Origin of the sequence: Shewanella sp. NKUCC01_JLK (assembly GCF_019345615.1) — a bacterium.
Classification (GTDB): Bacteria; Pseudomonadota; Gammaproteobacteria; order Enterobacterales; family Shewanellaceae; genus Shewanella; species Shewanella oncorhynchi.
In genome coordinates, this window is record NZ_JAHKRD010000003.1 from 337,772 (window position 1) to 343,784 (window position 6,013).

Below are 6,013 nucleotides of genomic sequence, written 5' to 3' on the forward strand. Positions count from 1 at the left end.
AACTAACGTTCCTCGAGCAAGTAAATAGGTAAAATAATCTGGAAAATAGCGCCACCCTCTTCGGCATTGGCAACGTTAATTTGGCCTTGCATGGATTCGATAATACGTTGTGAAATCGATAAGCCTAGCCCCAATCCGTGGCGCTCGTTAGTGGTAAAGTAGGGTTCGAAGATTTTCTCCATTTGGCTTTCACGTACACCCGGGCCTGAATCTTGGATACTGATGCAAAACTTATCTTCACTGGTCACGCGGATAACCAATTGGCGTTTAACTGATTGTTGCATAGCGACAATGGCGTTGCTCATAATGTTGACAAACACTTGTTGTAATCTAACCTTATCGCCCCAAACCTGATAGTTGCCGTTGGGTAATTGTACATCGAGTTCAACACCCTGTTTATCAATTGCAGGTTGAACTATGGTCAGGGCTTGCTTGATACAGCGGCCAATATCGGTTGCGCTATCAGCGCCTTGGCTCTTGCGGGTAAAGCTTTTAAATTGCCCAACAATATCGGCTAATCTGTCGGTAAGTTCAATAATAATCTTGATATTATCCAGTGCCTTATCTTGCATATCACGGGCGAGAAAAGTTTGGGTATTTTGGGCATAGCTTCGAAGTGCCGCGAGTGGTTGATTGAGTTCATGGTTAATACTGGCGGATAAACTGCCTATCACTGTCAGTTTTGCCGCTTGGATCAGCTCATCTTGAGTATCTTTGAGTTGATTGTTGGCCTGCTGTAAGTCCTGAGTGCGTTCTTCAACTCGCTGTTCTAATAGGCTTTGCGCTAGTTGCATTCGGTGTAGATTGCGACGGCGCTCGGCGTTAAATAGGATGCTGAGTGCCAGCAAAAGATAAATACTGGCTGACAGTAACATCAGTGCGGGCAAAGAGGTCAGTAAAGGTTTGATTGGCGCTAAGATGTGTACTCGCCAGCCTGCTTTAGCCATTGATTGGTGGATGTCCATGTATTGTTCATGGTCTGTACCCGTTTGCAGTTGGTAAAGCATAGCTTGACTACCACTTTCATAGGGCGGCTTCATCAACAACTCTCCTATGGGACGTTCTGCATAGCGTTTTGAGGCATTAAGGGCATATTGCTTGGCTTGGGTAAGCGGGGTTAGTGACTTTAACCGCCATTCATCGATACTGGAAATAAAGACGATATCCTCAGGATCACTGATAAGGAACTGATACTGACCCGCAATCGCGATACTGGTACTTTGTTGCTCTATGTCGGCAATATTAACTTTGACTATGATGGCCCCAAGTATGCCTTTACCACCTTGTTGATAAATAGGGTAAGAGAAATAAAATCCGCGCTTATCTGAGCTGGTACCCACTGCGTAATAACGGCCTAGATTGCCCGAGATAGCATCTGTGTAATAGGGTCTAAAGGAGTAGTCCTTGCCAATAAAGGAAAAACTTTGTTGCCAGTTACTGGCGGCAATGGCGATACCTAAGGCATCGATCAGATAGATATCGGATGCTTCGGTGACATGCTGAATTTCTTCGAGATATAAATTAAGCTCTTGGACTTTATCAGGATTCTGCTGGTCGTTCAGGACATTGGCGAGCATTGGGTTAGTCGAGAGCACGTGGGGAATACTTTCGTAGCGTGATAGTGCACCATCGAGAAAACTGACTAATTCCTTTAGTTGTTTCTCCGATTGCTTTTGGATCTCGATTTTACCTTGATGCAAATGCACCCAGTAGGTCAGTTTGAGGGTTGCAAATAGGCCTGCAAGTAACACAACGGTCAGAAAGAGGCGTTTCTTGGCCTTAGGCGTCATGGGCAACATGGTGGTTATCCTGATAAAGCAACGGGATCAATAACTGATACTGCGCATAATAAAACAAAGCGAGCCTGACTAGGCTCGCTTAAAATCTATCTGTAATCAAGGGGTAATCTCACAACCTTGAATTGCAGACTAATATCCACGCATCGAATCCAACCATTCAGGTAAGAAGAGTGAAATCTGTGGTACGTAAGTAATCAGGGCTAAGAAGGCTAGCATCACGAGTAACCAAGGTAGAACCGACTGAATCACCCAACCAATACTGCGTCCCGTGATCCCAGCGGTGACAAAGAGATTGAGTCCCACAGGCGGCGTTAGCATACCGATCTCCATGTTCACGACCATTATGATACCTAAGTGAATAGGATCTATGCCTAATTGCGTTGCAATAGGGAACAGAATTGGCGCCATAATGAGTACAATCGCCGATGGCTCCATAAAGTTACCGGCAGCAAGCAACAGTAAGTTAACGATGATCAGGAATCCCCAGGCGGGTAAACCCATGCTAACAATATACTCAGCAATAATGTGAGGGATACGTTCTGTGGTTAATACATGCGCAAATAGCATAGCGTTAGCTATGATAAACAGCAGCATGATACTGACCTTGGCACCATCGCGCACAACATGACGTATGTCTTTGTCGATAGGCGTTTTAATCAGTCCTAAGAACATATGGCCTAAGTTACGCGCAGTTGCTTTGGCTAAGTTTTCACCTTGATTACGCCATGCCACGTCTTTTAATGGCCCGATATCACGGTAGCCAAATACTGCAATAAGGTAAGCATATACACAAGCCACAGCTGATGCTTCGGTTGGGCTCGCAACGCCACCATAGATAGAGCCTAATACGATAAAGATGAGTGCTAATCCACCCATTGCCTTGGCACTTGAAATCCCCAGTTGTTTAACGCCAGGAAAAGGACGTGAGGGCAAGTTTTTAAAGCGGGCAACGATATAAATGACGATCATCAATATAAATCCCATCATTAAACCTGGGATTAAGCCTGCCATAAACATTTTTGCAGCCGATACTTCCGTTGCTGCGGCATACACTAACATGACGATTGAAGGTGGGATCAAAATCCCGAGAGTGCCAGAGGTCGTGATCACGCCTGCAGCAAATTTTTCGGGATAACCTGCTTTTACCATGCCGACTATGACGATAGAACCAATTGCCGCAACAGTCGCAGGAGATGAACCAGAAACCGCAGCAAACAGCATACACGCCATAACGGATGCCATTGCTAATCCACCACGGACATGTCCAATACTGTCCATGGCAAAATCGATAATCCGTCTAGCGACACCACCCGTTGATAGGAAGGCGGATGACAGAATAAAGAAGGGGATAGCGAGTAAAGTGTAATGCTCTGATGAAGACTCATACAGCTTGAGTGCAACTGAAGCTAAGGAGTCATTCGAGAACAATAAAATCGTCAGCATGCTGGAAAAACCTAATGCGATAGCGATAGGCATACCGAGAAACATACATACGAATAGGGCGGTAAATAGGGTTGCAATAGCCATTATTTAGCCTCCTTTTGGTCAGAGACTGGATCTACTTTAGCGTTTTTAGCGCTCTCATCGATTAAATGCATACTTTCTTTCGCTTCATCGGCAAATTGGAAGCCTGAGACTTGGTCACGCAGAATGGCGATAAAGAGTTCGACGAAACGCCAAGTCAACATAAAAAAGCCAATAATTAAAATACTTTGAGATAACCAAATCGGTATTGCGCCATCTTCAATATCGATTTTTAAAGTGTTCCAAGCAAAATCTGGATCGAGGCTTTTTAATATAAATTGTGGGAAATGTATGTCTTCCATAGGCAAACCGATTTGATACATCTGGCTTAAGTAATCCCAACTGCCTTTTAAAAAGAGTCCGCAATAGACGATACAAACAAAGGCGGTAATAAGAGATACTATCTTTTTAGCCTTTGGCGCTAAATTTTTAACAAACGCATCGACACCAATATGGGCACCGACTTTAACCCCATAGGACATACCAAATAACACAAACCAACCGCAAAAGGTTAATGTAAGTTCTTGGATCCAAAGAAAACCCGTGTTGAAGAAGAAGCGAGCGACGACTTCTGAAAACACTAACAGCGTCATCAGAGTGATCAATAAATTGAGCACACCTTCTTCAATATAACCAAATATTCGCGATATCACAGCCATAATCCCCTCGCTGAAATGGTCGCCTAAGCTCGGTTGAGCTTAGGCGACTATCATCATTATTATTTATTTGCAGCTACAGCAGCATCAATCACATCTTTACCGATTTGATCTTCAAACTTAGCCCAAACAGGTTTCATTACCTCAACCCATTTTTGACGTTCAGCAGGAGACAGAGTCACTAACTGTGAACGTTTAGAATCAAGGATTAACTTTTTGTCTTCATTGTCTTTTTCAGCGGCAATCTTGTTACCTAATGCGATAGATTCGTCTAAAGCTTCTTTGATGATCTTACGTTTGTCAGCAGGTAGACCTTTCCAGAAAGTGTCAGAGGTCACGACCATATAGTCGAGAACACCGTGATTACTTTCAGTGATTTGGCTTTGCACTTCATAGAACTTTTGTGAATAAGTATTTGACCAAGTGTTTTCTTGACCATCGATAGCGCGGGTTTGAAGTAGGGTAAATACTTCAGAGAAAGGTTTTTTCACAGGGATTGCACCAACAGCATCAAACTGGGCTGCTAGAACATCAGATGCCATAACGCGGAATTTTAAGCCTTTTGCATCAGCAGGATTTTTAAGTGGTGTATTAGAGGAGAACTGTTTCATACCATTGTGTAAATAACCCAGACCGACAATCCCTTTACGGCTCATGGAGTTCAGTAATGTTTGACCAGCTTCACCTTGTTGGAAACGGTTCACGGCATCCATATCATTGAATAGGAAAGGTAAATCGAATATTTGTAGACGTTTAGTGTAACGCTCAAACTTTGAGAGTGAAGGCGCGACAAATTGTACGTCGTTTAACAGCAGTGCCGCTAGTTCGTTGTTATCCCCAAATAACTGTGAGCTAGGAAATACACTGACTTTGTATTCACCTGGTAAACGTTGTTCAACGAGTTCTTTAAATTTAAGTGCCATTTGGCCTTTAGGTGTGTTTTCTGCCACTACGTGTGAAAACTTAATTTCAATCGGTTCTGCAAATACGTTAAAACTGGTCGCAAATACGGAGGCAACAGCGAGCATTTTGACTAAGGTTTTGAGTGGACGGGTCAATCCAGTTTGTTGATTCAATATCATCTTGAGTTCCTTTTTCTGTTGTTAGGATTTGTCCTCAGTCTTGGTTAGTTTGTTACCAAGTTTGAGTAGGAATACAGCCTTGATTTCCCTGAGGTCTGTCTTACTAAAGGCAAATACCACGCCAACTTACACTGGCTTCTGTAAGTGTTTGGTTACTAAAGTGTAGTTCATTTGATGTTTGTCACACTTTTAGTTTGGTGGGTGAGATCTCGCTCACAGTGATTTTGTGTTTGGGTGGAAACCCACCCATAGTGAAGATCGGCCCCAAATTGACGGCTTTTGTCGTTGCAGATAAATTAAACAAACTTAGTTATTTTGAGATCAAAAAAAGCCGTAAAAGTATGCGATATAACGACAAATACTGTGGTGGGCTGCTTTAGGAGAAGAAGTGTAGGTGAGATGTGAAGTCTATGGAGGTTAAGTCGATAGCTATCGTAGTCAATCAAGACACAATTCATTTGATGCTGTTAGTCATCCTCTAAAAGAATACGTTTAAGGATAGCATCGCTAGGTAACAAGGCTAAATGGCCTTGTTCATCAAAGTACCAACCGGTAATAAAGCCTTTTTGGCGCATGCTGACGAGATTATGCATGACTTCCCGCGCTTCTTTTAGAGCCGTTTGCTCATCGCAGGCGTGGGTATGCTTTAAATAAGTGGCGATATTGGCAAGAGAAGCGGATTGACTGACGCTGGCCATAATGTTGATCTCCAAAAATGCTAAAGCAGAATGAAATCAGGCTGAGTGTCGATAGTGCTTAGTATTTAACGAAATATAAAATGCCGAATAGCATAACTTATCACTCGCTGATTGAGATCAAGCATAGTTGAGTAAGCGCGTGGGTAAAGTTTATTGGGGGAGATATATGGTGGTCGCTACTGGGCTCGAACCAGTGACCCCCTCCTTGTAAGGGAGGTGCTCTCCCAGCTGAGCTAAGCGACCTGGGATATAAC

General features: G+C 43.3%; 5 protein-coding genes and 1 tRNA gene. All 6 read right to left on the reverse strand.

From position 1 onward, the window contains the following. Positions 1 to 2: 2 nt before the first annotated feature. Complete coding sequence (locus KO537_RS05490; RefSeq protein WP_028761091.1) at positions 3 to 1,799, reverse strand: ATP-binding protein; 1,797 nt, start codon at positions 1,797 to 1,799, stop codon at positions 3 to 5. Positions 1,800 to 1,928: 129 nt separating this feature from the next. Beyond that, entirely contained in the window at positions 1,929 to 3,326 is a 1,398-nt protein-coding gene (locus KO537_RS05495) for a TRAP transporter large permease subunit (protein ID WP_028761090.1), read from the reverse strand. Next, a complete protein-coding gene (locus KO537_RS05500) occupies positions 3,326 to 3,982 on the reverse strand; it encodes a TRAP transporter small permease (protein ID WP_173497702.1) in 657 nt (218 codons plus the stop codon). Before KO537_RS05500 ends, KO537_RS05495 begins: the two co-directional genes overlap by 1 nt. A gap of 59 nt (positions 3,983 to 4,041) precedes the next feature. After that, positions 4,042 to 5,061, reverse strand: coding sequence for a TRAP transporter substrate-binding protein (locus KO537_RS05505; protein ID WP_173497703.1), 1,020 nt, complete (start codon positions 5,059 to 5,061; stop codon positions 4,042 to 4,044). Positions 5,062 to 5,528: 467 nt separating this feature from the next. Beyond that, positions 5,529 to 5,759, reverse strand: coding sequence for a hypothetical protein (locus KO537_RS05510; RefSeq protein WP_105252063.1), 231 nt, complete (start codon positions 5,757 to 5,759; stop codon positions 5,529 to 5,531). 167 nt (positions 5,760 to 5,926) lie between these two features. Beyond that, positions 5,927 to 6,002: transfer RNA gene (locus KO537_RS05515), tRNA-Val, on the reverse strand. Between the last annotated feature and the right edge of the window lie 11 nt (positions 6,003 to 6,013).